The organism is Streptomyces sp. ISL-36, assembly GCF_018614205.1.
In the GTDB taxonomy this organism is placed as follows: domain Bacteria; phylum Actinomycetota; class Actinomycetes; order Streptomycetales; family Streptomycetaceae; genus Streptomyces.
In genome coordinates this window covers 1-24,180 of the sequence record NZ_JAGGOS010000099.1, presented here as the reverse complement: position 1 = coordinate 24,180, position 24,180 = coordinate 1, and the positions used below count along the sequence as shown (strand labels likewise).

The window sequence follows — 24,180 nt, the reverse complement described above, 5'->3', positions numbered from 1 at the left end:
GGTCGGTGGCTATCCTCCATCTGTTGTCCGCCGACGCGGGCACGACGGAACGAGGAGGCGGCCGAGATGGAGACGACGAGTCGGGTGGAGGGACTGCCCGCAGCCCGGCGTACGGCCGAGGGCTATCTGCGCGCACCCTTCGCCTGGTACGGACTCGACGAGGCGTTCACCGGCGCCCGCTGGCTGATGCAGGTGGGCACGGCGGCGGACGGGACCGTCCAGCACGGGTCGATGGGGCACGGCGACGAGCCGTCCATAAAGTCCGACGCGAGTGCGGCCGAGAAGGAGCGCTTCGCCGTCGTCGTGACCGTCGCGGCGAGCCCGATGCGGCGTACGGGTGACGGCACGGGCGTGCTGGACGCCACCACCGTCTCCTCCGCCGCCTGGCTGGCCGGCTCGGGGCTCCTGGCGTACACGTGGCCCGCGCAGCTGGACCACGCGCTGCGGGACGACTGGCTGGACCAGCAGACCGAGACCGCGTTCGAGCTCGCGGACGACCTGGAGGGCCCTGAGTGGTCCACGCTGTCGCTTCCGGTGGACGGGGTGCCGATGCCCTTCCACTACCGGGAGTCGGAGTTCGGCTGGGTCCTGGCGGGGGCGACGCAGGCGGGCGTCCACATCGGGGCGTACGGGCGGGGGATGAGCGCGTACGGGCTCGGCTTCGCCGTGGTCGAGGATCTCGGGCTGTACACCTGACGGCATGAGGAAGGGCGCCGCTCGTCGTGAGCGGCGCCCTTTCCCGTACTCAGAACTTGTTGCGCGGGGTGATGCCCAGGCTCATGCCCGAGAGGCCCCTCGCCCGACCGCCGAGCTTGCCCGCGATGGAGCGGAGGGCCGAGCCCGCCGGGGACTCGGGGTCGGTCAGGACGACCGGCCTGCCCTCGTCGCCGCCCTCCCGGAGGCGGACGTCGATCGGGATCGAGCCGAGGACCGGAACCGTCGCGCCCGTGGTCCTCGTCAGGCCGTCGGCGACCCTCTGGCCGCCGCCCGAGCCGAAGACGTCGACCATCTCGTCACAGTGCGGGCACGGCAGGCCCGACATGTTCTCGACGACACCGACGATCTTCTGGTGGGTCTGGACGGCGATCGAGCCGGCCCGCTCGGCGACCTCGGCCGCCGCCTGCTGCGGGGTGGTGACGACGAGGATCTCCGCGTTCGGGACCAGCTGGGCCACCGAGATCGCGATGTCGCCGGTGCCCGGGGGCAGGTCGAGCAGCAGGACGTCCAGGTCGCCCCAGTACACGTCCGCGAGGAACTGCTGGAGCGCGCGGTGGAGCATCGGACCGCGCCAGACGACCGGGGCGTTGCCGGGGGTGAACATACCGATCGAGATGACCTTCACGCCGTGCGCCGACGGCGGCATGATCATGTTCTCGACCTGGGTCGGACGGCCGTCCGCGCCCAGCATCCGCGGCACGCTGTGGCCGTAGATGTCGGCGTCGACCACACCGACCTTCAGGCCGTCCGCGGCCATCGCCGCGGCGAGGTTCACGGTCACGGAGGACTTGCCCACGCCGCCCTTGCCGGACGCGACCGCGTACACGCGGGTCAGCGAGCCCGGCTTGGCGAAGGGGACCTCGCGCTCGGCGGTCGTGCCCCGCAGGGCGGCGGCCAGCTCCTTGCGCTGTTCGTCGCTCATCACGTCGAGTGTGACGTCGACGCCGGTGACGCCCTCCACCCGGGAGACGGCGTCGGTGACGCGCTGGGTGATCGTGTCGCGCATCGGGCAGCCGGAGACGGTGAGGTAGACCGTGACGGCGACCGTGCCGTCGGATCCGATCTCCACCGATTTGACCATGCCGAGCTCAGTGATCGGTTTGTTGATCTCGGGGTCGTTCACCGTCGCCAGTGCTTCGCGCACCGCGTCTTCCGTAGCCATACCGACGATGGTACGGCGCGAACCACCCGGCCCGGAAAGACCCGTCAGCGGTCGGGTACGTCACTTCCGCGATCGTCACCGGAAGGGAATAGATCGCGGTGGTCGCGGTGGCCGTCCCGGCGCTCCTCCATCTCCTTCATCAGGTCCTGGAGCTCCGAACGGATCCAGTCGCGCGTCGCCACCTCGCCCAGGCCCATCCGCAGCGCCGCGATCTCCCGGGTCAGGTACTCGGTGTCGGCGATCGACCGCTCGTTCTGCTTCCGGTCCTGCTCCAGATTGACCCGGTCCCGGTCGTCCTGCCGGTTCTGGGCGAGGAGGATCAGCGGGGCCGCGTAGGAGGCCTGCAGCGACAGGGCGAGCGTCAGGAAGATGAACGGGTACTCGTCGAACTTCAGCGACGGCGGGGCGAAGACGTTCCACAGCACCCAGACGATGACCGTCAGGGTCATCCAGACGAGAAAGCGCCCCGTCCCCAGGAACCGGGCGATCCGCTCCGAGAGCCGCCCGAACGCCTCGGGGTCGTACTCCGGCAGCAGCCGGGCGCGGCGCTCACGCGGCAGGTCGAGCCGGATCCGGGGCATGGACCGCTCCCGCTCCCGCTCGCGGTCCTGGATGCGCTCAGCCGCCATTCGCAGCCCCCTCCTCGTGGAACTCCGTCTCCCGCCAGTCCTCCGGCAGCAGGTGGTCCAGTACGTCGTCGACGGTGACGGCCCCCAGCAGCGACCCGCTCTCGTCCACGACCGGCGCCGCGACCATGTTGTACGCGGCGAGATAGCTGGTGACGGCGGGCAGCGGGGTGCCCGGCGCGAGTGGCGGCAGATCGCTGTCCACCAGCGAACTGACCAGCGTGAACGGCGGGTCCCTGAGCAGCCGCTGGAAGTGGACCATCCCCAGGTACTTGCCCGTCGGCGTCTCGTCCGGCGGCCGGCACACGTACACCTGCGCCGCGAGCGCCGGGGAGAGGTCCTGCTGCCGTACGCGGGCCAGCGCGTCCGCGACCGTGGCGTCCGGCCGCAGCACGATCGGCTCGGTGGTCATCAGACCGCCCGCGGTCCGCTCCTCGTACGCCAGCAGCCGGCGCACGTCGGCCGCGTCGTCCGGGCGCATCAGGGTGAGCAGGCGCTCCTTGTCCTCCTCCGGCAGTTCGGAGAGCAGGTCGGCCGCGTCGTCGGGGTCCATCGCCTCCAGGACGTCCGCGGCCCGCTCCTCCTTCAGCTTGCCGAGGATCTCGATCTGGTCGTCCTCCGGAAGCTCCTCCAGGACGTCGGCGAGCCGGTCGTCGTCGAGGGCGGCGGCGACCTCGGCCCGTCGCTTGGGGGAGAGGTGGTGCAACACGTTGGCCAGGTCGGCGGGGCGCAGCCGCTCGAAGGTGGCGACCAGGTTCTCGGCGCCCTGGCCGTGCTCCTCCAGCGAGAATCCGGTCACGGCCGACCACTCGACGGTCAGCGTCTCCCCCTTGCGGCGCAGCGCCCCGCCCTTGCCACGCCGTACGAAGACCTTGTCGATCTCCCAGTCGCGGCGGGCCGGCAGCTGCTGGATGGCCACGTCGAGGACGGTGACCTCCTCGTCCGACTCGACGAGGCGGACCCGGCGGTCGAGCAGCTCGCCGAGGACGAGCCGCTCGGTCGGGCGCTGCTCGAAGCGGCGCATGTTCACCACGCCGGTGGTGATGACCTGACCGGACTCGACACCGGTGATCCGCGTCATCGGGACGAAGACCCGGCGGCGGCTGAGCACCTCGACCACCATGCCGAGGAGCCGGGGCGGGCGACGGCCCACCCGGAGCATGGCGACGAGGTCGCTGACCCGGCCGACCTGGTCGCCGTTGGGATCGAAGACGGGGACACCGGCGAGGTGGGAGACGAAGATCCGGGGGGCGCCTGCCGCCATGCCACGCGCCTCCTGGGTGCCGCACGATTCGGGTCATTGCTGAGGTATGCCGGGTTCAGGCTAGCCGGTGCCCTTGCCCGGCGCCCCGGCAGAGCCCCCGTACGGCTGCCCGCACCGCTGTGCGTACGGGCGGCCGGGTGTGCGGCTGCCTGCGGAGGCGGCTCCCGGCCCGGGTACGCTGCGGACTGCCCCGTTCCCCCACTCCGACACGAGAGGCAGCGCAGGTGACCGCTCTTCCCCCGTCATCGCGTATCCGCAGGGCCGTCCTGCCCGTGGCGTTCTGCACCGGCCTGACGGCGGTGCTGAGCGGCTGCGCCGCGGATCCGGACGAGGGGACCAACGGGGTCGGGAAGCTCTCCCCGACCGCCATCGAGCAGAAGGCGCAGTCCGCGGCGGACTCGGCGAAGGCGGTCCGTCTCGCCGGGACGCTGGTCAGCAAGGGCGGCACGTACAAGCTGAACATGCGGCTCAAGCAGGACGGCGCGAGCGGCTCGGTGACGACGAAGAACAGCACCTTCGAGCTGCTGCGGATCGGTGACGCGCTCTATCTCAAGGCCGACGCGGGCTTCTGGGCGCACGACGACAAGCCGTCGCAGGCGTCGAGCGACGCCGACGCCGACAGCGAGGCGGCCGACAAGCTCGACGACAAGTACGTCAAGGTGCCCCAGGACGACCCCTCGTACAAGCAGCTGCGCGGCTTCACCGACATGAACCTGCTCCTCGACGGGCTCCTCGGCCTGCACGGCGAGGCCGTCAAGGGCGACCGCGACCGGATCGGCGGCATCCGCACCGTCAAGGTCAAGGGCGGCGAGGACGGCGAGGGCGGCACCCTGGATGTCGCGCTCGAGGGGACGCCCTTCCCGCTCCGGTTCGCGCGGGGCGGCGGAGCGGGCGTGGTGGTCCTCTCCGAGTGGGACAAGGACTTTCCGCTGCGGGAGCCGTCCGCGGGCCAGACCCTCGACTACGGCAAGCAGCTCCCGCGGACCTGACGGCTCGGCTCAGCGCTTGCGGCGCTTGAACAGCAGGCGGGGGAGCGCCGCCGGAACGGCGCGCCGGGTGGTCGCGTCCGAGGCGCGCGGGACCGCCGCGAGGGACCCGTCGGGCAGGTCGGTCGTCGAGTCGCGGGGTTCCAGCCTGAGCACCCGGCACTCGCGCGCCCACCGCTCCGGCATCGCCTCGCCGTCCGTCGCGTTCAGGCGCTTGCCCTTCAGCTCTGCGACCGCGGCGTCCCACTCCTGCGTACCCGGGGCCAGCTCGGTGACCGCGGCCGTCCAGGCGACGATCCGGCCGCCCTTGTCCTTGCTGCGGACCGTCACCTCGGCCGTGGAGCCGGCGACGAGCCCCGGGAGCGGCTGTTCGCCCGGGCCGTCGCCCACGACATGGGCGGCGCCCTCGTGCCAGACGTGCCACAGCGCCCGGGCGGCCGGGGCGTCGCCCCGGACCCAGATGAGACCGGACTTCTTCGTGGCCTCCTCGACGAGCGCGGGGCCGAACAGCGTTTCCGTCATACCCCTGAGCCTATCCGGACAGCTCTAGAGCCAGCCGTTGCGCTTCAGAGTGCGGTGGATGGTGAAACAGATCGCCGTGATGCCGAGGAGTACCATCGGATAGCCGTACTTCCAGTGCAGCTCCGGCATGTGGTCGAAGTTCATGCCGTACACACCGCAGACCGCCGTCGGGACAGCCACGATCGCCGCCCAGGAAGTGATCTTGCGCATGTCCTCGTTCTGCGCGACGGTCGCCTGCGCCAGGTTGGCCTGGAGGATCGAGTTGAGCAGCTCGTCGAAGCCGACGACCTGCTCCTGCACGCGCGCGAGGTGGTCGGCGACGTCACGGAAGTACTTCTGGATGTCCGGGTCCACCAGCCGCATCGGGCGCTCGCTGAGCAGCTGCATGGGGCGCATCAGCGGGGTGACCGCCCGCTTGAACTCCAGTACCTCGCGCTTGAGCTGGTAGATCCGGCCGGTGTCGGCGCCGCGCGTGGAGCCTTTGGCGGGCGGCGAGAAGACGTCGATCTCGATCTGGTCGATGTCGAGTTCGACCGCGTCGGCGACCGCGATGTAGCCGTCGACGACATGGTCGGCGATGGCGTGCAGGACCGCGGAGGGGCCCTTGACCAGCAGCTCGGGCTCCCCCTGGAGGCGGTGGCGGAGGTTGCGGAGCGAGCCCTGCCCGCCGTGCCGGACCGTGATGACGAAGTCGGGGCCGGTGAAGCACATCACCTCGCCGGTCTCGACGACCTCGCTGGTGGCGGTGAGCGCGGCGTGCTCGACGTAGTGGATCGTCTTGAAGACGGTGAAGAGCGTGTCGTCGTACCGCTCCAGCTTGGGCCGCTGGTGGGCGTGGACGGCGTCCTCGACGGCGAGCGGGTGGAGCCCGAACTCCGCGGCGATACCGGCGAATTCGGCCTCGGTCGGCTCGTGCAGACCGATCCAGGCGAAGCCGCCGCTCTCCCGCACCTGGTGCATCGCGCCGCGCGGCGTCAGACAGTCGCGGTCGTCCACCCGACGGCCGTCGCGGTAGACGGCGCAGTCGACGACCGCGCTCGACGCGGAGGGGTCGCGGGTCGGGTCGTACGCGGTGTAGACGGTGGGGGTCTTGCGCAGGGAGGGCCGCAGGGACGGGCGGACCGCGGCGCGCAGGTCACGGATCATCGACATTTGGCATGCTCCTTCACGGAGAAGCCGCCGGCGAGGCGTGGCACAGCCCGGAATGGGGGCGTGGACCTGATGTCCTACGTCCGCAAAGCGGGCGGCACCGCGAGATCGCGGTGACGGCGTTCGCTACAGACAGGCAAAGGCGAAGTGCTCTTCCGTCGTGCGAGATGCCGGATGACGGGACCGGGTGGGGAAGGTCTCAGTTCACCGGGAGGAACGCACCGGGCTCGGGTGCGGGGCGGAAGAGCGGTTGGTACTGCCCGATCGACTTCGATCCACGCAGCCCCACCTCCTCCAGCCGGTCCCCCTTGGGGGATGACGAGTAGTCGGGAGTCCCGACCAGCGGCCAAGACTATCAGCCGACTGAGGGTCAATCCCTTCCTTTGCCCCTTCCCCACGCGCTTTATGCTCACCGCATGGGACAAGTTCTTGCTCTGGTCGAGGCCCGGCTGCGTACGGCGCTCGGTGAACCGGACGCGCGCGCCGCGGTGACGTTTCTCGGCACGGAGCGGATCGAAGTGCTCCGCTTCATCGACGGCGAGGTGGTCCGGTACGCGACGCTAGGCATGTCCGCCCACCCCATGACCGATCCGACGGCGGCTCTGGCCGACCCCGTGAAGGGGCCGCGCGCGGAACTGCTGCTCTCGGTACGGGCCGGGGTCGCCGACACCGACAAGGTGTTGCGCCCGCTCGCCGTGCTCGCCTCGACCCCGCAGGTCGAGGGCGTGGTGGTGGCCGCCGGTGCCTCCCTCGACGTGGGCGAACCCCTGTGGCCGGGAGCCCCGTTCACCTCGGTGCTCGTCGCCGAGCCGGGCGGTCTGGTGGAGGACCTGGAGCTCGACGACCCGATGGATCCGGTGAGCTTCCTGCCGCTGCTTCCGATGACGTCGAACGAGGCGGCCTGGAAGCGGGTCCACGGGGCGCAGGCCCTGGAGGAGCGCTGGCTGACGAACGGCACGGACCTGCGCGATCCGCTGCGCAGGTCCGTACCGCTGGACTGACGACCGCTGGACTGACGACCGCGCCCGGCGCGGCCGGGTGCGCCCTACCTCGCGAAGACCGCGACGCCGTCCTCCGCTGCGTGCCGCGGCGCCAGTTCCCCGGCCTCGTGCGTGAGCGCGGCCCGGCGTACCCGGACGATCGCCGCACCGACGAGCGCCGCGAGGCCCGCGACCACGAACGGCATGTGGACGTCGCTCCACTCCTCGATCTTCGGAGCGAGATACGGCGCGGCGGCGGCCGCGAACCAGCGCACGAAGTTGTAGCCCGCGCTGGCGACCGGACGGGGAGCGTCGGAGACGCCGAGCGCCAGCTCCGTGAAGACCGTGTTGTTGACGCCGATGAACGCGCCGGACAGGACCGTGCAGACGATCGCGGTCGGGTGGTTCCCGTAACCGAGCACCACCACGTCCACCGCGAGCAGGATCAGCGAACCGCCCAGCACCCGCAGCGAACCGAAGCGCTTCTGCAGCCGCGGCGCGACCAGGACCGAGAACACCGCGAGCAGCACGCCCCACGCGAAGAAGACGGCACCGGACTTGTACGGCGTCATGTCGAGCACGAACGGAGTGAAGGCGAGCACGGTGAAGAACGCGTAGTTGTAGAAGAACGCGGAGGCGGCCGCCGAGGCGAGCCCGCCGTGACCGAGCGCCTTGATCGGGTCCAGCAGGGACGTCTTCCGGGCCGGCCTGGGCTGCTCCTTGAGGAAGACCGTGATGCACAGGAAGCCGACCGCCATCAGCGCCGCCGTGCCGAAGAACGGGTAGCGCCAGCTCGCGTCGCCGAGGACGGCGCCGAGCAGCGGGCCGCACGCCATGCCGAGGCCGAGCGCCGACTCGTAGAGCAGGATCGCCGCCGCGCTCCCGCCGGCCGCTGCGCCGACGATCACGGCGAGGGAGGTCGAGACGAAGAGCGCGTTGCCGAGTCCCCAGCCGGCCCGGAAGCCGACCAGTTCGCCGACCGAGCCGGAGGTGCCGGCGAGCGCGGCGAAGACGACGACGAGGGCGAGACCGGCGAGGAGGGTCTTCCTGCCGCCGATGCGGCTGGAGACGAAGCCGGTGACGAGCATCGCGACGGCGGTGATGAGGAAGTACGAGGTGAAGAGCAGCGAGACCTGGCTGGGTGTGGCCCGCAGGCCCTGGGCGATCGACGGCAGGATCGGGTCGACGAGGCCGATGCCCATGAACGCCACCACCGAGGCGCCCGCCGTGGCCCAGACCGCCGGTGGCTGCCTCAGGAGGGTGCCGCCGCTCGGTTCTTCGAAGAGGTCTTCTCGCTCCATGACCGCTGCTCCTCCACGTCTAAATGGTTGCTCTATACACAGAATAAGTTAGACAGGCTAATGAGTGCAAGATGCATCTACCGCGCAGGGTGAAACGGTCGGTCCGGACGGGTGATCGTCCTTGACGCGGGGGCCCAGCGGTAGGACCGTTGGGCTCTATGAGGGGCGAACCCAGTTGCCCGAAGTGCGGTGGCCGGGTCAGGGCGCCCGGTCTTTTTGCCGACTCCTGGCAGTGCGACGCGCACGGCTCGGTGCACCCGCTGCAACCCGTGATCCCGCCCAGCGTCGAGGCCCTCGGTGTCGTGGTGCACCGGGCCCAGGTGCCGGTGTGGATGCCGTGGCCCCTGCCGGTCGGCTGGCTCTTCACCGGGGTCGCGTACGCCGGTGACGATCGCAGCGGCGGACGCGCGACGGCCGTCGCCTGCTCGGGCCCCGGGCCGCTCGGCGGGATCGGAGAGCTGCTGCTCATCGCCGAGGAGCTCGGCGTCGGACTCGGCGCGCGGTACGCGGGGATCGACGGCCCCGACCCCGGCGCCGGGCTGTCCATCGACAAGCCCGCCCAGACCAAGGTGCTCGCCGCCGGACGCCCGACACCGCTGTGGCATGTGAACGGCGCCCCGCACGACCGCGCCGTCTTCGCCGGAGAAGCGCGCGGGCTGTGGCTGTGGGCGATCGTGTGGCCGGAGCAGTCCGGGCTGCTGATGTACGACGAGCTGGTCCTCACCGACCTGCGGGACGCGGGTGCGGAGGTCGAGCTCCTGCCCTGCGGGGCGCTGACGCCGCGTCTGCTGTCCTGACGGGGCTCCGGGCCCGGGCCGCTCGGCGGGGCGGGGGTGTTTGGCGGGGCGGGGGTGTTCGATTCGCCCGTTATGCTGGAGCGTCCCCTTCGTCCGCCCCGAGCCCCTGGAGTACCGCGTCGTGCGCATCGACCTGCACACCCACTCCACCGCCTCGGACGGTACGGACACCCCGGCGGAGCTGGTACGCAACGCCGCCGCGGCGGGCCTCGACGTCGTCGCCCTCACCGACCACGACACGACGCGCGGGTACGCCGAGGCGATCGCGGCGCTCCCCGAAGGGCTGACCCTCGTCACCGGGGCCGAGCTGTCCTGCCGGATCGACGGGGTCGGTCTGCACATGCTCGCCTACCTCTTCGACCCCGAGGAGCCCGACCTGGCCGCCGAGCGCGAGCTGGTCAGGGACGACCGCGTGCCGCGCGCCCGGGCAATGGTCACCAGGCTTCAGGAGCTCGGCGTCCCGGTCACCTGGGAGCAGGTCGCCCGGATCGCCGGGGACGGCTCGGTCGGGCGCCCGCACGTCGCGGAGGCGCTGGTCGAACTCGGAGTCGTATCGGACGTGTCCGGCGCCTTCACCCCGCAGTGGCTCGCCGACGGCGGCCGTGCGCATGTGCAGAAGCACGAACTGGACCCCTTCGACGCGATCCGCCTGGTCAAGGCGGCCGGCGGCGTCACCGTCTTCGCGCACCCGCTCGCCGTCAAGCGCGGCGAGGTCGTGCCCGAGGCCGCGATAGCCCGGCTCGCCGCGGCCGGCCTCGACGGCATCGAGGTCGACCACATGGACCACGACGAGGCGACGCGGGCGCGGCTGCGGGGGCTCGCCAAGGAGCTCGGACTGCTCCCCACGGGCTCCAGCGACTACCACGGCAGCCGCAAGACCTGCGCCCTCGGCGACTTCACGACCGACCCCGAGATCTACGGCGAGATCACCCGGCGTGCGACGGGGGCCTTCCCGGTCCCCGGCACCGGGGGACGCGTCTAGGGCCTGATCCCGGAGGCAGACTCCGGGCCGTGCCTGCGGATCGCGTCCGGGGTGCCCCCGTGGCGCCGCCGTGTGCCGCACGCGGGGCTCGGCCGTGGCCGACTTCTGCGGTGTTCGCCGGCTCGGGCCGACGGGCAGGCCGCCGGCCCGGGTCCGTGCACGGGTGAATCCACCGGTCGCCACCGGTTCGCCCGTGCGGTGTGTCCGGGGCCTGCCTCTGGCGGCTGTGGGGCGCCCACGGTTGTCGCCGGTTCGCCCGGGGCCCTGCCCGGGGCGGTGCCTCTGGCAGCCAGGGGGCGGCCCGCGCCGCTGGATCGCTGCCGAGTGGGCCTTGTCCCCGGTCGGCGCCTCGTCGGGCGGGGACCGGTGGCAGGCGTCATCGGGGCGCGGACCGGCGGCTCCCCGTGGCACGCACGCGCCCGGTGGGGAGCGCCGCCTTCCCGGCCCCGGCCGTCGAGGGCACACCGCGTCCCGCCCCGCCCCGCCCCGCCCGGACCCCGGATCACGCCCCTCCCGTACCACCCACACCCCTCTGTTCAACCCTCTCCCGCAAGGCTCACCGTGTTCGACGTCGCCGTCTTCGGCTCGCTCTTCCTGACCCTCTTCGTGATCATGGATCCCCCCGGGATCACCCCGATCTTCCTCGCCCTCACCTCCGGCCGCGCCGCCAAGGTCCAGCGCCGGATGGCCTGGCAGGCCGTCGCCGTGGCCTTCGGCGTCATCACCGTCTTCGGCATCCTCGGGCAGCAGATCCTGGCCTACCTGCACGTCTCCGTCCCCGCGCTGATGATCGCCGGTGGTCTGCTCCTGCTGCTGATCGCGCTCGACCTGCTCACCGGCAAGACCGACGAGCCCAAGCAGACCAAGGATGTCAACGTCGCCCTCGTCCCCCTCGGCATGCCGCTGCTCGCCGGGCCGGGCGCGATCGTCTCGGTGATCCTGGCCGTCCAGCACGCCGACGGCGCCGGAGCGCAGATCTCGGTGTGGGCCGCGATCGTCGCCATGCACGTGGTCCTGTGGCTGACCATGCGCTACTCGCTGCTGATCATTCGCGTCATCAAGGACGGCGGCGTCGTGCTGGTGACCCGGCTCGCCGGCATGATGCTGTCGGCCATCGCCGTGCAGCAGATCATCAACGGCGTGACCCAGGTCATCCAGGGCGCCTGAGCCCCACCCGCGGCCCCCGCGACCACACCACTGCGCCCCCGTACGGATTCCGGTTCACGGAGTCCATGCGGGGGCGCGGTGCTTGCGTCGGTGCCTTACGGCGTTATGAGGCCGAGGTCTCGGCCGGGCGGATCCAGATGCGCTGGCCGATCGAAGCGGCCTGCTGCACGATCCGGTTGACGGAGGCGGCGTCCACGACGGTCCGGTCGACGGGCGAACCGTCGATGTCGTCGAGTCGCAGGATTTCGAAGCGCATGGGCTTCTCCCTTCGTCTGAGTTGATCCTCCTGGTGGAGAACTGCGTGACGTAGTGCTTCAACGGCATGCATCCGGCAAACATTCCCTACGCTAAGGAAATTTTTTGGATGCCTAACTACTACCGGGTAGGGGACATTGGCGGCAGGGCCGGTACCGGCGGAGAATGAGCCCCGTATGAACGACGCAGAGATCCCTCAGACGACGCCCGCCGACCCGGTCCGTGAGCTCGGCACCCGCCTGGAGCGCACCAATGAGCTCCTCCAGCGGATGCTGGCCGAGGTGGCCAAGACTCCTTCTACCCACGCCATCTTCGTCGACGCAGGTTACGTCTATGCTGCGGCCGGGTTGCTGGTCGCGGGCACCGAGGACCGGCGCTCCTTCGACCTCGACGCCGAGGGCATCATCGAGGCCTTCATCGACAAGGCCCGCACGATCTTCGCGGACAGCCGACTGCTGCGCGTGTACTGGTACGACGGCGCCCGACGCCGCATCCACACCCCCGAACAGCAGGCGATCGCCGGGCTCCCCGACGTCAAGGTCCGCCTCGGCAACCTCAACGCCAACAACCAGCAGAAGGGCGTCGACTCCCTCATCCGCACCGATCTGGAGTCCCTCGCCCGCCACCGCGCCATCAGCGACGCCGCCCTCGTCGGCGGCGACGAGGACCTCGTCTCGGCCGTCGAGGCGGCCCAGGGCTACGGCGCCCGCGTCCACCTCTGGGGCATCGAGGCCGCCGAGGGCCGCAACCAGGCCGAGCCGCTGCTCTGGGAGGTCGACAGCCAGCGCACCTTCGACCTCGACTTCTGCCGCCCGTACGTCACCCGGCGGCCCGTCACGACCTACGAGAACGAGGGCGAGCCGCCGCCCTCGCGCGACGAGGTCCGCTTCATCGGCGCCCAGATCGCCGCGACCTGGCTCGGCGAGCGCGGCCGCGACACGATGGCCGAGCTGCTCCCCGGACACCCCTACCTGCCGGGACCGGTCGACCAGGATCTGCTCATCGAGGCCGAGAAACTCCTCAGCCGCTCCCTGCGCGGACACGCGGCGCTGCGCCGGGCGCTGCGCGACGGCTTCTGGCAGCACCTCCAGGCCCAGTACTGACCCCGGGGGCACCCGGCCCTAGCAGCGCTCCCAGAAGGCGGTCAGCCGGTCCGCCAGCTCCTGCGGGTGCGAGACGTTGGGGGAGTGGCCCGCGCCCACGACCACCGTGTGGTGGGCTCCGGTCCGCAGGGCCACCGCCGCGAGCCCCGCCACCGGCCAGACCATCTCCCCGTCGCCGTACGCGATGTGCAGCGGCACGGTCAGCTGGGCGAGTTGGTCCGTACCGTCCCGTTCGCGGCGCAACAGCCGCCCGGCCGCGGAGAGTTGGACGATCCGGGTGAGCATCCAGCGACGCCGCAGAAAGCTCACGATCTCCGGCGGGTCCGTCACTCCCGGCTCCTCGCCGCGACTGTCCAGCCAGCGCGTGGCACGCCACACCCGCTCCTTGGGCAGCAGCGCGAGCGCACCCCGCAGCATCCGGACCCGGATGCGCTGCGGCCGGGCGACACGGCCGGGACCGGACGAGAGCAGCGTCAGCGAGCGGAACGCCTCCGGCGCCAGCCAGGCCGCCGAGCGGGCCACCAGGCCGCCGAAGGAATGCCCCAGCAGATGCACCGGGCCGTCGTCGAGCGCGTCCGCCTGGGCGATCACGTCGAGTGCGAGCGCCCGCCGGCTGTACGCGGTCCGGTGCCGCGGTCCGAAGGTCTCGTGCTGACCCCGGCCGTCGACCGCGACCGCCCGGTACCCGGCGTGGCTCAGCGGTCCGAGCAGCGCGAGGAAGTCCTCCTTGCTGCCGGTGTAGCCGGGCAGCAGCAGCACCGTGCCGCGCGCCTCGCCCTCGGGTGCGGTGTCCAGTACGGCGAAGCCCCCGCGCGCGGTCACGAGCCGGTAGGCACGGGTGCGGGGCGGCAGCGCCAGGGACCGGGGCTTGCTCATGGAGGGACTGTAACCGCTGTTCAGAGGTGGTCGAACGACACAGCGGCCCGGCCCCTGGGAAGGGACCGGGCCGCTGTGGGGCGGTGCGGTGGGGCGTCAGCTCTCCGGCTGGGCGACCGCGGCCTTCTTCGTCGTACGGCGGCGCGGGGCCTTGGGGGCCTCGGTCGCCTCGACGGCCTCCGCCGGAGCGGCGACCGCCTTCTTGGTCGTACGGCGGCGCGGGGCCGCCTTCGGCTCCTGCGGCTCCGACGCGTCGGGGGCCTCGGCGGCGACGGCCTTCTTGGCCGCGCGACGGCGGGGAGCCTTGGGGGCCTCCTCGACGACCTCGACGGCCGGGGCGGCCACGGCCTCGGTGGCGACCGGCGCCTCGGCGGCGACGGCCTTCTTGGCCGTACGACGGCGGGGAACCTTGGGAGCGGCCTCGGCCACCTCGGCGGCCGGTGCCTCGGCGGTCACGGGGGCCGTCTCGACGACCTCGGCGACAGCCTTCTTGGCCGTGCGGCGGCGAGGAGGCGCCTTCTTGGGCTCCTCGACCGTCTCGACCGGTGCGACCGGGGTGACGGTCGCCGCGGCTGCTGCTGCCGCCGTCTCCACCGTCTGGAAGGTCACGGTCTCGGCCTCGGGCCGTGCGACACGGGCTCGGCGGCGGCGCGGCTTGGGCGCCTCCTCGGCGACCGGAGCCACGGGAGCCACCGGGGCAGCCGCGACGGCGACAGCCGCGGCCGGGGCCGGGGCGGTCTCCACGGCCGGGGTGACGGCCCTCTCCACGATCGGCGCGCTCGACGCGCCACCGGTACGGGTACGGCGACGGCGACGCGGCGTACGCGGCTCCGCGGGGGCGTCCTCCGCCACCGCGGCCACCGGGGCCGAGGCAGGGGTGGAAGAAGCCGGGGCCGCCGAGGTCACGCCCTCGTCCAGCGTGCTCCCGCCCCGCGTACGGCGACGCTGGCGCGGGGTGCGGGCCGGACGCTCCTCGACCGCCGGAGCGGCCTTCTTGCGCCCACGGCCACCGGGCTCGCCCAGGTCCTCGAGCTCCTCGGCGCCCAGACCCGCACGGGTCCGCTCGGCGCGGGGCAGGACGCCCTTGGTGCCGGCCGGGATGTCCAGCTCCTCGAAGAGGTGCGGGGAGGTGGAGTACGTCTCCGGCGGGTCCGGGAAACCGAGGTCCAGCGTCTTGTTGATCAGCTGCCAGCGCGGGATGTCGTCCCAGTCGACGAGGGTGACGGCGATGCCCTTCGCCCCCGCGCGGCCGGTGCGGCCGATGCGGTGGAGGTAGGTCTTCTCGTCCTCGGGCGACTGGTAGTTGATCACGTGCGTGACGCCGTCGACATCGATTCCACGGGCGGCGACGTCGGTGCAGACGAGCACGTCGACCTTGCCGTTGCGGAACGCGCGCAGCGCCTGCTCGCGGGCGCCCTGGCCGAGGTCGCCGTGGACCGCGCCCGAGGCGAAGCCGCGCTGGGCGAGCTGGTCGGCGATGTCGGCCGCCGTGCGCTTCGTACGGCAGAAGATCATCGCGAGCCCGCGGCCGTTGGCCTGCAGGATGCGGGAGACCATCTCCGGCTTGTCCATGGAGTGCGCGCGGTAGACGCGCTGCGTGGTGTTGCGCACGGTCGCGCCCTCGTCGTCCGGCGAGGTGGCGTTGATGTGCGTGGGCTGCGACATGTAGCGACGGGCCAGGCCGATGACCGCACCCGGCATGGTCGCCGAGAAGAGCATGGTCTGACGCTTCACCGGAAGCATCTTGATGATCTTCTCGACGTCGGGCAGGAAGCCCAGGTCGAGCATCTCGTCCGCCTCGTCGAGCACCAGGGCCTTGACGTGGGACAGGTCGAGCTTGCGCTGGCCGGCCAGGTCGAGCAGGCGGCCGGGGGTGCCGACGATCACGTCGACGCCCTTCTTGAGCGCCTCGACCTGGGGCTCGTACGCGCGGCCGCCGTAGATGGCGAGGACGCGGACGTTGCGGACCTTGCCGGCGGTCAGCAGGTCGTTGGTGACCTGCGTGCACAGCTCACGGGTGGGGACGACCACCAGGGCCTGCGGCGCGTCGGTCAGCTGCTCGGGCTGGGCCCGGCCGGCCTCGACGTCCGCGGGGACGGTGACGCGCTCCAGGATCGGCAGACCGAAGCCGAGCGTCTTGCCGGTGCCGGTCTTGGCCTGGCCGATGACGTCGGAACCGGAGAGCGCGACCGGAAGGGTCATCTCCTGGATGGGAAAGGGGGACACGATGCCGACGGCTTCGAGCGCCTCGGCCGTCTCGGGAAGGATCCCGAGCTCTCGGAAAGTCGTAGTCAGGGTGCTGCCTCTTCTGTGAGACGCGGCGCGAGGCGAACGCTGGGGGTCGTACCGTGCCGAATCACTTCCGGCCGGATCGACGAATGGATCACAGCCGGGTGGCGCGGGACCACTGCCGTCGCTCGAGCGTCGTGCCGCTGAGGGTCCCTCCTGCGGGTACGCGGGGAGGGCTGTCGGGTCGGAGCCAGTCGGGCCACCGACCGGGCATCCTCATTCATGAGATGGCCCACCGGGTACGTCCGAACGTGCGAAAGCATGTCCGCATACTCAGCAGGCGCTTTACCACTGTACCCCGGATTCGCGCATGTGTGTCGGGAGAATTCGTGATGAGGGCGCGGTCACAGTGACTGACCAGGGCCTTCCTTGGGTCGGAGAGCGGGCTATTGTGCGCTTCATGGAGACGCCTGACAACGCCACAGCAGCCGAAGAGCCCACCGGGATCGCCGCCCAGGACTGGGCCACGGCATCCGCCGAGCCCCAGTACCGCGCCGCGGTCGTCGACCTGCTCGGCGCGCTGGCCTACGGCGAGCTGGCGGCCTTCGAGCGGCTCGCCGAGGACGCCAAGCTCGCGCCGACGCTCGCGGACAAGGCGGAGCTGGCGAAGATGGCCTCCGCCGAGTTCCACCACTTCGAGCAGCTGCGCGACCGGCTGGCCGCCGTGGACGCCGAGCCGACGGCCGCCATGGAGCCGTTCGCGAAGGCGCTGGACGACTTCCACCGCCAGACCGCCCCGTCGGACTGGCTGGAGGGCCTGGTCAAGGCCTATGTCGGCGACTCGATCGCCAGCGACTTCTACCGCGAGGTCGCGGCCCGTCTCGACTCCGACACGCGTGCGCTCGTGCTCTCCGTGCTCGACGACACGGGCCACGGCAACTTCGCCGTGGAGAAGGTCCGCGCCGCGATCGAGGCCGACCCGCGGGTCGGCGGGCGGCTCGCGCTGTGGGCCCGCCGACTGATGGGCGAGGCTCTCTCCCAGGCCCAGCGGGTGGTCGCCGAGCGCGACGCCCTGTCGACCATGCTGGTCGGCGGCGTGGCGGACGGCTTCGACCTCGCCGAGGTCGGCCGGATGTTCTCCCGGATCACCGAGGCCCACACCAAGCGCATGGCGGCGCTCGGCCTGGCGGCGTAGCCGCCCCGGGCGCGCCCGGGGGACCGGTCGGCGGCGGGTCACACCGCCGGTGATCGCCGCAGACGGCGGGAGGCCGGGCGGAGCAGCAGCGAAAGCAGGACCGCCGCGATCGTGAGAGCGCCGATCAGCGTCGCCAGGACATGGCCGGGGCCCAGGGCCCCGTGGGTCACCAGGGCGCCGAAGACGGCGCCGAGCGAGCCCGCCGTGAGGACCACCCCACGTGCGGGAAGGCGGTCGGGCAGCCGGTGCAGGGCCGCCCAGGCCAGGGCCAGTCCGAGCAGGGCGGAGCCGAAGGCTTCCAGGAACACGGGATCACCTCGCGTGCGGTGCGGGGCGGGCAATTCGGTCGTAGGCCGTCCTACCCGGACCGCCCGGAACGCAATCCTCCCCAGCCGTCCTCACCTGGGCCGACGGCACCGGGAAAGGCGGAAGGCCCGGCGGATTCGATCCGTCGGGCCTTCCCCCGGATGGACGTACGTACGTCTCAGAGCGCGCCGAAACCGACCCGGCGGACCGCCGGCTCGCCGATCTCCACGTACGCGATCCTCTCCGCCGGGATCAAGACCCTGCGGCCCTTCTCGTCCGTGAGGCTGAGCAGCTGCGCCTTGCCGGCCAGCGCGTCGGCCACCGCGCGCTCGACCTCCTCGGCGGACTGCCCGCTCTCCAGAACGATCTCCCGGGGCGCGTGCTGCACGCCGATCTTGACCTCCACGGCTATGTCCCTCCGAACGGTCAGCGTTGCGCGGTCCCCCGCGCCGTACGCTGCACACATTAGCCCGGTGAGGGGACACGCACGGCGCAGCGGCAAAACGCCAGGAGCGAACAGAAGGCGGGAGGCCGCTGAGGGTCAGTGGCCCTCGGCGCTCAGCTGTCCGTCCGTGGGATGCAGCGGGAAGCCCGCGATACCGCGCCACGCCAGCGAGGTCAGCAGTGCCACCGCCTTGTCGCGCGGGATGGCGGACTCGCTGGAGAGCCAGTAGCGCGCCACGACCTGCGAGACACCGCCCAGGCCCACGGCGAGCAGCATCGACTCGTCCTTGGACAGACCGGTGTCCTCGGCGATCACGTCGGAGATCGCCTCGGCGCACTGCAGGCTGACCCGGTCCACGCGCTCGCGCACGGCCGGCTCGTTCGTCAGGTCGGACTCGAAGACGAGACGGAACGCGCCGCCCTCGTCCTCCACGTACGCGAAGTACGCGTCCATCGTCGCCTCGACCCGGAGCTTGTTGTCCGTGGTCGAGGCCAGCGCGGTACGCACGGCCTGGAGCAGCGCCTCGCAGTGCTGGTCCAGAAGGGCGAGGTAGAGCTCCAGCTTGCCCGGGAAGTGCTGGTAGAGCACCGGCTTGCTGACACCCGCACGCTCGGCGATGTCGTCCATCGCGGCGGAGTGGTACCCCTGGGCGACGAACACCTCCTGGGCCGCACCCAGCAGCTGGTTCCGTCGGGCTCGGCGCGGCAGGCGCGTGCCCCGAGGGCGTGCTGCCTCTGTCTGCTCGATGGCTGTCACGCCGCCTCCCAAAAATCGATCCATGCGCGCTGTGGCGCCGCGCCGCCATCGTACTTTTGGGTAACCCGGCTGTGCGCCGTGCGGACGCAGAATTTCACGGACCGGACGCCCGGGGCGGTCGGCGATTCAACGTTAAACAGAACAAATCAGCGGTAGTCGTCTTCGTCCAGGGCAACCACGCGTGCCTGTTCGGAGGCGTCGGCCTCGTTCGCCGACTCCTGTTCCAGATGGGTGTGCGGCTCGTCCTCGCGCTGCTGCACTTCGGTGTGCTGCTCGGCCGCGTCGGCCTCGGGGATTTCCTCGTCGAGCACTACGGCCTCTTCCTCGGCGAATGTGTCCGGCTCGTTCGGATCGACAGTCATGCGGTTCCTCTCCGGCATGCGGTTCCTCTCCGATGACCCTCCCTTCGAGCGTAGGAGCACACTCCGCGCGGCGCACCCGAACCTGTGACGCCCCACACACGCACCCCCGCGTGATCGTCTCGTAATATTGCGGCCATGTCGTCGACCGAGCCGCCGGAAACCCGGACCGCCGCCGCACCGCCCTCGTCGCGGACCCGCGCCGTACGGGTCGCCGACGGCGAGGAGTTGCGCTCCGTCGCGCTCCCCGGCCTCACGCTCACCGTGCGCGCCCGCCCGGGCGACCGGCCGGGCCTGGCGCCCGCGCTCTACGTCCACGGGCTCGCCGGCTCGTCCCAGAACTGGTCGGCGTTGATGCCGCTGCTCGGGGACCTCGTCGACGGCGAGGCCGTCGACCTGCCCGGCTTCGGCGACTCCCCGCCGCCCGACGACGGCAACTACTCGGTCACCGGCCACGCCCGCGCCGTCATCCGGCTGCTCGACGCGGAGGGACGCGGACCGGTCCATCTGATCGGCAACTCGCTCGGCGGCGCCATCTCCACCCGCGTCGCCGCCGTCCGCCCCGACCTGGTCCGCACCCTGACCCTGATCTCCCCGGCCCTGCCCGAGCTGCGCGCCCAGCGCAACGCCTGGCCGACCGCGCTGATGGCCCTGCCGGGTGTCTCGTCGCTCTTCGCGCGAATCACCAAGGACTGGACCCCTGAGCAGCGTGTCCGTGGGGTCATGGCCCTCTGTTACGGAGATCCCGGCCGGGTCACGGACGAGGGCTTCCGGCACGCCGTGGAGGAGATGGAGCGGCGCCTGGAGCTCCCGTACTTCTGGGACGCCATGGCCCGCTCCTCGCGCGGCATCGTCGACGCCTACACGCTGGGCGGTCAACATGGGTTGTGGCGGCAGGCGGAACGAGTGCTCGCGCCGACGCTGCTCGTCTACGGCGGCCGTGACCAGCTCGTTTCCTTCCGGATGGCGCGCAAGGCGGCCGCCGCGTTCCACGGCGCGCGGCTCCTTACGCTCCCGGACGCCGGACATGTGGCGATGATGGAGTACCCCGAGACGGTCGCGCAGGCCGTCCGGGAACTGATCGAGGACAGCGGCGCCGACGGCGGGAGCGGCGGCGACGGCAACACCGACAACAGCAACAGCAACAGCGACACCAGTAACAGCGGCAGCAAAAACGGCGACAACAGCGGCGACAGTGGCGGGAGCTGATCCGGGGCGTGGGACGACATAGTCGGAAGGGCTCGGCGCCCGCGCCCGCCGCCCCCGTCGATACGGGGCAGCGGGAGGGCGGTGTCGGGCCCGGGACGGGGCGCCGCAGGCGGGCGCCGGGCGAGGACGCCCATCCGCCGAGGGACGCGAGCGCGTACGGGCGGGGTGCCGGACGTCCGGTCTGGGACACGCCGATGCACGGCACGCCGGTGTACGCCTCGCCTCCCGACACCTCCGTACGGAGCGGGCATCCGGAGCACGCCGAGGACGTCCCGCGGCCCGAGCGGTACGGCGACCGGCAGGGCGCACACCGTTCGGCCGGGCACGCCGCCGCCTCGTTCATCCCCGCCCCGCGACGGGAGAGCGTCCCCGAGGATCCTCCCGAGGACCTTCCCGAGCGGCCGCCGGCCAGGCCCGCAGGCAAGGGCCGCACCCTCACCGGCATCGCGGCCGCCGCCATCACCACCGTCCTCGCCGTCGTCGTGGCGGGCCAGGTCGCCGACCGGGACTCCGGCGCCCCCCTCGCCCGCTCGGCCGAAGGCTCCGCCGACCGGGCCGTGGGCGACGGCACCGCCTCCCGCTCCGACGCCCGGCCGGCCCCGGCCGCGCCTCCCGTGCAGGTCGCGCCCGCCGCGCCGCTCAGCTACGAGCAGTTGATGACCCGCCAGTTCCCCATCGACCCCGAGCTGAAGGGGTCGGGCGAGTTCGAGGCCGTGCCCGGCTTCGACAGGGCGCCCGGCAAGGGGCGCAAGATCCGCTACCGGGTCGACGTGGAGAAGGGCCTCGGCCTCGACGCGCGGCTCTTCGCGCGAGCCGTGCAGGAGACCCTGAACGACGAGCGGAGCTGGGCCGGCCAGGGCGAGATGACCTTCGAGCGGATCTCCAGCGGCGAGCCGGAGTTCGTGATCACCCTCGCCAGTCCCGGCACCACCGGCGTCTGGTGCGCCAAGTCGGGCCTGGACACCACCGTCGACAACGTCTCCTGCGACTCCGCCGCCACCTCCCGGGTGATGATCAACGCCTTCCGCTGGGCGCAGGGCTCGGAGACCTTCGGCGACAAGGCCATGCACGCCTATCGCCAGATGCTCATCAACCACGAGGTCGGGCACCGGCTCGGACACAGCCATGTGAGCTGCCGTACGCCCGGCGCCCTCGCGCCCGTCATGCAGCAGCAGACCAAGTCGCTCGACGTGGACGGCATCGCCTGCCGCCCCAACCCATGGGTGCACCCGGGTCGTTGACGGCCGCTTCGGCGCCGCCGTCGCCACGCGCGCGGGCGCCCGGGCCGGCCGCCAGGGGATGGCCTCGGCCTGACGCTCCGTGAGCGGACAGCCCCGTACCGCGACGGAACGCGACCGGGGCGGGAAAGTTACGTGCATTCACCCCTTCCGGTGGCGCGACGGACAACCGTCCATCGCGCCACCCTCATATCCGCTTACGTTCTTCCCGCTGAGAGTCGCCGGTCCACGGCGACCGTCCACCGACGGAGACCGGGGGTGTGCCCATGCGGATCGGACTGCTTACGGAGGGTGGCTACCCGTACGCGACGGGTGAGTCCAGGCTCTGGTGCGACCGGCTCGTGCGCGGGCTCACGGCGCACGAGTTCGACCTGTACGCCCTCAGCCGCAGCGCCCGCCAGGAGGACGGCGGCTGGGTCGAGCTGCCCCCGCACGTCCGACGCGTCCGCACCGCCCCGCTCTGGGCTCCCGAGGACGACGGCCATACCTACGGAAGGCGCGAACGGCGGCACTTCGCCGGCCACTTCCGCGCCCTGTCGACGGGCATGTGCGCGGAAGGCGATGACGAGGAGGCGGCGGACCTCTTCGCCGAAGGACTCCACGGACTCGCCGAACTCGCCCGGGAGCGCGGCGGACTCTACGCCGCCCTCCGCTCCGAAGTCGCCGTCCGCACCCTGGAGTCCGCCTGCCGCGCCCCGGGCGCACGCCGGGGCGCGGCCGCCGCCACCGTTCCCGACCACCTCGCCGTCGTCGACCGGCTGGAGCGCGCCCTGCGCCCGCTCTCCCTCGACTGGTACGACGAGGACGGGCTCGGCGCCGTCGACCTCTGCCACGCCGCGTCCGGTGGATCGGCGGCGCTGTCCGGCCTGTTGGCCAAACGCTTCTTCGGAACCCCGCTGCTGGTCACCGAGTACGGCGTCCACCTGCGCGCGCACTACCTCGCCGCCACCGAGGCGCCCGACTCCGACCCGGTACGCGCCCTGCTGGCCGCCTTCCACGGCCGGCTCGCCGGCGAGGTCTACCGGCAGGCCGCGCTCCTGACCCCCGGCAACACCCACGCCCGCCGCTGGCAGGAGAGGTGCGGTGCCGACCGGGGCAAGCTGCGCACGGTCTACCCCGGTATGGAGTCCGAGCGGTTCACCGAGGTCGGCGAGGACGAGGAGAGCGGCGACCCGGCCACCCTCGTCTGGGTCGGCAGGGTCGAACCGGCCAAGGACCTCATCGCACTGCTCCACGCCTTCGCGGAGGTGCGCAAGGCCCAGCCCGACGTCCGGCTGCGGATCATCGCCGCGCCGGTGCGCGAGTCCGGCGCGGAGGCGTATCTCGCCCACTGCAGGGCGCTCGCGGCCCAGCTGTTCCCCGACGAGGCTTCGGGCGCGCACGAGGTCGGGGAGAACCCGGTCGCCTTCGAGGAGATCGGCGGACCGGAGGCGCCGACGCTCGCGGAGGCGTACGCGGCCGGTGCGGTCGTGGTCCTGTCGAGCGTCGTCGAGGGCTTCCCGATCAGCCTGGTCGAGGCGATGTTCTGCGCCCGGGCGACCGTCTCGACGGACGTGGGCGCGGTCGTGGAGGTCATCGGCGGCACCGGGCTCGTCGTCCCCCCGCGCAATCCGCGGGCGCTCGCCGACGCGTGCCTGGCGCTGTTGCGCGACCCCGAGCGCCGCTACCGGCTGGGCGCCGCCGCGCGCGCCCGCGCGCTCGAACTCTTCACCGTCGAACAGAACCTCGCGGCATTTCGCGGCATCTACCTGGAACTCCTCTCCCACACGCCGGTGCGGCGGCGTGCCGCCGAGGGCGTGCCCTTCGCCCACCCGGCTGAGGCGTACGTCCCCGGCATCTGGGCGGACCAGCCGGTGAGCGCCGCAGCGGGCGCCGCCGCCGGATCGGGAGACGCCGATGCCTGAAGGAGGCACCCCCATGCGCGGCCCCGCCGCCCCCACGAGCCCCGGCCCTTGGGACTCCCACTCCGAGGCGCTGCTGGAGACCCCGGCGCTGACGGCCGAGGCGCCGCCGGCCGCGAAGGAAACCGCCGCCTGGCCCGACGCCTGGCGCGCCGCCGAGCCCGCGATCGCCCCGGGAGGCAAGCCGGCCACGACGCTCCGGCCGGGAGATGCCGCCGGGCCGCAGGCGGAACCGGACGCCGGCACGGTCGCCGTCTCCTGGCCGTCGGCCGAGGACGTACGGCCGACGTCGGCGACGGTGTCCGCCGCCCTGGAGACGGCTCTGGAGCTGGCCCTGGAGACGGGGCTGAAGCCGGAGCCGGGCCCGGAGTCGGGGGCGGGGGAGCTGTGGTCGGGGTCGGGGCCGGAGTCGGCCCCGGTGCCTGCGCCGGACGGCGAGGGCGCCCGAGTGCCGGCTGTCTCCCCCCGGTCCGCTCGGGACGGCGAGGCCGCCCAGCCGCCGGCCGACTCCCCGGCGCCTGCGCCGGACGGCGAGGGTGCCCGAGTGCCGGCTGTCTCCCCCTGGTCCGCTCGGGGCGGCGAGGCCGCCCAGCCGTCGGCTGGCTCCCCGGTGCCTGCGCCGGACGGCGAGGGTGCCCGAGTGCCGGCCGTCTCC

General features: G+C 72.3%; 24 protein-coding genes and 1 pseudogene. 12 read left to right on the top strand and 13 right to left on the bottom strand.

Annotated features, from left to right (window positions below; translation table 11 throughout):
* Positions 1-66 precede the first annotated feature (66 nt).
* The gene (locus tag J7E93_RS24985; protein ID WP_215072190.1) at positions 67-696 is read left to right on the top strand and encodes a hypothetical protein; all 630 of its coding nucleotides are present in this window, start codon (positions 67-69) and stop codon (positions 694-696) included.
* A 49-nt stretch (positions 697-745) separates the two neighbouring features.
* Here the strand turns inward: J7E93_RS24985 and J7E93_RS24980 are convergent, their stop codons facing one another.
* Genes J7E93_RS24980 through J7E93_RS24970 form a run of 3 tightly spaced genes read right to left on the bottom strand, consistent with a single transcriptional unit; the run spans position 746 to position 3,769 of the window.
* Positions 746-1,879 (bottom strand): Mrp/NBP35 family ATP-binding protein, encoded by a 1,134-nt coding sequence (locus J7E93_RS24980; RefSeq protein WP_215072189.1) that lies wholly within the window; start codon positions 1,877-1,879, stop codon positions 746-748.
* Positions 1,880-1,923: 44 nt separating this feature from the next.
* Positions 1,924-2,508 (bottom strand): DUF1003 domain-containing protein, encoded by a 585-nt coding sequence (locus J7E93_RS24975; protein ID WP_215072188.1) that lies wholly within the window; start codon positions 2,506-2,508, stop codon positions 1,924-1,926.
* Entirely contained in the window at positions 2,498-3,769 is a 1,272-nt protein-coding gene (locus J7E93_RS24970; protein ID WP_215072187.1) for a magnesium transporter MgtE N-terminal domain-containing protein, read from the bottom strand. The genes J7E93_RS24975 and J7E93_RS24970 overlap by 11 nt, the downstream gene beginning before the upstream one ends.
* A gap of 224 nt (positions 3,770-3,993) precedes the next feature.
* Between J7E93_RS24970 and J7E93_RS24965 the strand changes: the two genes are divergently transcribed.
* On the top strand, positions 3,994-4,758 hold the full coding sequence (locus J7E93_RS24965) for a hypothetical protein (RefSeq protein ID WP_215072186.1): 765 nt from the start codon (positions 3,994-3,996) through the stop codon (positions 4,756-4,758).
* A 9-nt stretch (positions 4,759-4,767) separates the two neighbouring features.
* Here the strand turns inward: J7E93_RS24965 and J7E93_RS24960 are convergent, their stop codons facing one another.
* Positions 4,768-5,277, bottom strand: coding sequence for a hypothetical protein (locus J7E93_RS24960; RefSeq protein WP_215072185.1), 510 nt, complete (start codon positions 5,275-5,277; stop codon positions 4,768-4,770).
* 24 nt (positions 5,278-5,301) lie between these two features.
* Complete coding sequence (locus J7E93_RS24955) at positions 5,302-6,429, bottom strand: magnesium and cobalt transport protein CorA (RefSeq protein WP_215072184.1); 1,128 nt, start codon at positions 6,427-6,429, stop codon at positions 5,302-5,304.
* Positions 6,430-6,842: 413 nt separating this feature from the next.
* Between J7E93_RS24955 and J7E93_RS24950 the strand changes: the two genes are divergently transcribed.
* Positions 6,843-7,427, top strand: a complete 585-nt coding sequence (locus J7E93_RS24950; RefSeq protein WP_215072183.1) for a suppressor of fused domain protein — start codon at positions 6,843-6,845, stop codon at positions 7,425-7,427.
* Positions 7,428-7,471: 44 nt separating this feature from the next.
* Here the strand turns inward: J7E93_RS24950 and J7E93_RS24945 are convergent, their stop codons facing one another.
* Complete coding sequence (locus J7E93_RS24945; protein ID WP_215072182.1) at positions 7,472-8,707, bottom strand: MFS transporter; 1,236 nt, start codon at positions 8,705-8,707, stop codon at positions 7,472-7,474.
* A gap of 158 nt (positions 8,708-8,865) precedes the next feature.
* On the opposite strand from J7E93_RS24945, the gene J7E93_RS24940 reads away from it, so the two are divergent.
* The 3 genes from J7E93_RS24940 to J7E93_RS24930 all read left to right on the top strand — a co-directional run bounded on the left by J7E93_RS24940 (position 8,866) and on the right by J7E93_RS24930 (position 11,653).
* Complete coding sequence (locus J7E93_RS24940; RefSeq protein ID WP_215072181.1) at positions 8,866-9,504, top strand: DUF6758 family protein; 639 nt, start codon at positions 8,866-8,868, stop codon at positions 9,502-9,504.
* 121 nt (positions 9,505-9,625) lie between these two features.
* A complete protein-coding gene (locus tag J7E93_RS24935; protein WP_215072180.1) occupies positions 9,626-10,486 on the top strand; it encodes a PHP domain-containing protein in 861 nt (286 codons plus the stop codon).
* Positions 10,487-11,047: 561 nt separating this feature from the next.
* Positions 11,048-11,653 (top strand): MarC family protein, encoded by a 606-nt coding sequence (locus J7E93_RS24930; protein WP_215072179.1) that lies wholly within the window; start codon positions 11,048-11,050, stop codon positions 11,651-11,653.
* Between the two features lie 103 nt (positions 11,654-11,756).
* On the opposite strand, the gene J7E93_RS24925 is transcribed toward J7E93_RS24930, so the two are convergent.
* A complete protein-coding gene (locus tag J7E93_RS24925) occupies positions 11,757-11,909 on the bottom strand; it encodes a hypothetical protein (protein ID WP_215072178.1) in 153 nt (50 codons plus the stop codon).
* 175 nt (positions 11,910-12,084) lie between these two features.
* Here J7E93_RS24925 and J7E93_RS24920 point away from each other — a divergent pair, with 175 nt between their 5' ends.
* Positions 12,085-13,011: an NYN domain-containing protein gene (locus tag J7E93_RS24920; protein ID WP_215072177.1), complete on the top strand. Its 927-nt coding sequence runs from the start codon at positions 12,085-12,087 to the stop codon at positions 13,009-13,011.
* Between the two features lie 18 nt (positions 13,012-13,029).
* Here the strand turns inward: J7E93_RS24920 and J7E93_RS24915 are convergent, their stop codons facing one another.
* Both J7E93_RS24915 and J7E93_RS24910 read right to left on the bottom strand, forming a co-directional pair.
* Positions 13,030-13,887, bottom strand: coding sequence for an alpha/beta fold hydrolase (locus tag J7E93_RS24915; protein WP_215072176.1), 858 nt, complete (start codon positions 13,885-13,887; stop codon positions 13,030-13,032).
* Between the two features lie 96 nt (positions 13,888-13,983).
* Positions 13,984-16,089 carry a DEAD/DEAH box helicase gene (locus J7E93_RS24910; RefSeq protein ID WP_251067044.1) on the bottom strand — a complete coding sequence of 702 codons (2,106 nt, stop codon included), beginning with the start codon at positions 16,087-16,089 and terminating at the stop codon, positions 13,984-13,986.
* A gap of 487 nt (positions 16,090-16,576) precedes the next feature.
* Between J7E93_RS24910 and J7E93_RS24905 the strand changes: the two genes are divergently transcribed.
* Positions 16,577-17,311, top strand: a complete 735-nt coding sequence (locus J7E93_RS24905; protein ID WP_215072175.1) for a ferritin-like fold-containing protein — start codon at positions 16,577-16,579, stop codon at positions 17,309-17,311.
* A gap of 38 nt (positions 17,312-17,349) precedes the next feature.
* Here the strand turns inward: J7E93_RS24905 and J7E93_RS24900 are convergent, their stop codons facing one another.
* From J7E93_RS24900 to J7E93_RS24885, 4 genes are all read right to left on the bottom strand, one after another.
* Positions 17,350-17,619, bottom strand: coding sequence for a hypothetical protein (locus J7E93_RS24900; RefSeq protein ID WP_215072174.1), 270 nt, complete (start codon positions 17,617-17,619; stop codon positions 17,350-17,352).
* Positions 17,620-17,795: 176 nt separating this feature from the next.
* Positions 17,796-18,023: a DUF3107 domain-containing protein gene (locus tag J7E93_RS24895; RefSeq protein WP_215072173.1), complete on the bottom strand. Its 228-nt coding sequence runs from the start codon at positions 18,021-18,023 to the stop codon at positions 17,796-17,798.
* 135 nt (positions 18,024-18,158) lie between these two features.
* Positions 18,159-18,818 (bottom strand): TetR/AcrR family transcriptional regulator, encoded by a 660-nt coding sequence (locus tag J7E93_RS24890; protein WP_215072172.1) that lies wholly within the window; start codon positions 18,816-18,818, stop codon positions 18,159-18,161.
* Positions 18,819-18,964: 146 nt separating this feature from the next.
* The gene (locus tag J7E93_RS24885) at positions 18,965-19,180 is read right to left on the bottom strand and encodes a hypothetical protein (protein ID WP_215072171.1); all 216 of its coding nucleotides are present in this window, start codon (positions 19,178-19,180) and stop codon (positions 18,965-18,967) included.
* Positions 19,181-19,315: 135 nt separating this feature from the next.
* Between J7E93_RS24885 and J7E93_RS24880 the strand changes: the two genes are divergently transcribed.
* The 4 genes and pseudogenes from J7E93_RS24880 to J7E93_RS24865 form a co-directional block, all read left to right on the top strand.
* A complete protein-coding gene (locus J7E93_RS24880) occupies positions 19,316-20,386 on the top strand; it encodes an alpha/beta fold hydrolase (protein WP_215072170.1) in 1,071 nt (356 codons plus the stop codon).
* A gap of 8 nt (positions 20,387-20,394) precedes the next feature.
* Positions 20,395-21,627 (top strand): DUF3152 domain-containing protein, encoded by a 1,233-nt coding sequence (locus J7E93_RS24875; RefSeq protein ID WP_215072169.1) that lies wholly within the window; start codon positions 20,395-20,397, stop codon positions 21,625-21,627.
* 263 nt (positions 21,628-21,890) lie between these two features.
* Entirely contained in the window at positions 21,891-23,528 is a 1,638-nt protein-coding gene (locus tag J7E93_RS24870) for a DUF3492 domain-containing protein (protein ID WP_215072168.1), read from the top strand.
* Between the two features lie 13 nt (positions 23,529-23,541).
* Positions 23,542-24,180 (top strand): annotated as a pseudogene (locus J7E93_RS24865) (hypothetical protein); the annotation flags it as partial.